At 68.2% G+C, this 922-nt stretch carries 1 protein-coding gene; it reads left to right on the top strand.

Annotation, left to right across the window (positions count from 1 at the left end):
• Positions 1-68: 68 nt before the first annotated feature.
• Positions 69-902, top strand: coding sequence for an IS5 family transposase (locus Q0817_RS19955; protein ID WP_298592234.1), 834 nt, complete (start codon positions 69-71; stop codon positions 900-902).
• Positions 903-922 lie beyond the last annotated feature (20 nt).

Genomic DNA, 922 nt, shown 5'->3' with positions numbered 1-922 from the left:
AGTAGGTGTTGGGAAAGCGTGATGTGCTTCGGCGTGACTGCCGGGACGGAGGAGCGGATCGTGGTGGCATGGCGTCTTCTTCCCCGCGCCCCTACCCCTCGGACCTGACCGATGAGCAGTGGGCGCTGATCGAACCGATGGTGCCGGTCAAGCCCGGCGGTCGCCCCGCCAAGCACCCCCGTCGGCGGATCGTGGAGGCGATCTTGTACGTCAACCGCACCGGGTGCTCGTGGCGGTCGCTGCCCCACGACTTCCCGCCGTGGGACACCGTCTACTGGTACTTCCAGCGCTTCAACGCCGAGGGCACCACCGACCGGATCCACGACGCCCTGCGCGACGCAGTGCGCGATGCGGCCGGGCGGGACCCGATGGCATCGGCGGGGATCGTGGATTCTCAGTCGGTCAAGGGCGCCGACACCGTCGGGGCGGACTCGCGCGGCTACGACGCGGGCAAGAAGATCAACGGCCGCAAGCGCCACATCGTCACCGACACCCTCGGGCTGCTGGTCGTCGTGCTGGTCACCTCCGCGGCCCTGCAGGACCGTGACGGCGGGCGGCTGGTGCTCGACCGGGCCCGGATGGCGATGCCCTCCATCGTGGTGGTGTGGGCCGACGGCGGCTACGCCGGCAAGCTGCTGGCCTTCGCCCAGTACTACCTGTCCATCACCGTGCGGATCGTCAAGAGAACAGACAAGCGGCCCGTCTTCGAGGTCCTTCCCCGACGCTGGGTGGTGGAACGCACCCTGTCCTGGCTGATGCGCACCCGCCGCCTGGCCCGCGACTACGAACGCCTTCCCGCCCACGCCGAAGCCATGGTCAAGTGGTCCATGATCGGGCTGATGACCCGCCGCCTGGCTCCACCACCAGGACGACGACCATGGCAAGCGAAAACCGTAGGGTGACCCCTTTCCCAACACTTACT

This window comes from uncultured Kocuria sp. (genome assembly GCF_947500125.1).
Lineage (GTDB): Bacteria > Actinomycetota > Actinomycetes > Actinomycetales > Micrococcaceae > Kocuria.
The sequence above is the reverse complement of the archived record's forward strand: the minus strand, read 5'-3'. Positions and strand labels throughout refer to the sequence as shown.

What these genes read in the sequence shown, in the direction of transcription:
- Q0817_RS19955 (WP_298592234.1), top strand. Translation starts at nt 69, where the DNA reads ATGGCGTCTTCTTCCCCGCGCCCCTACCCCTCGGACCTGACCGATGAG.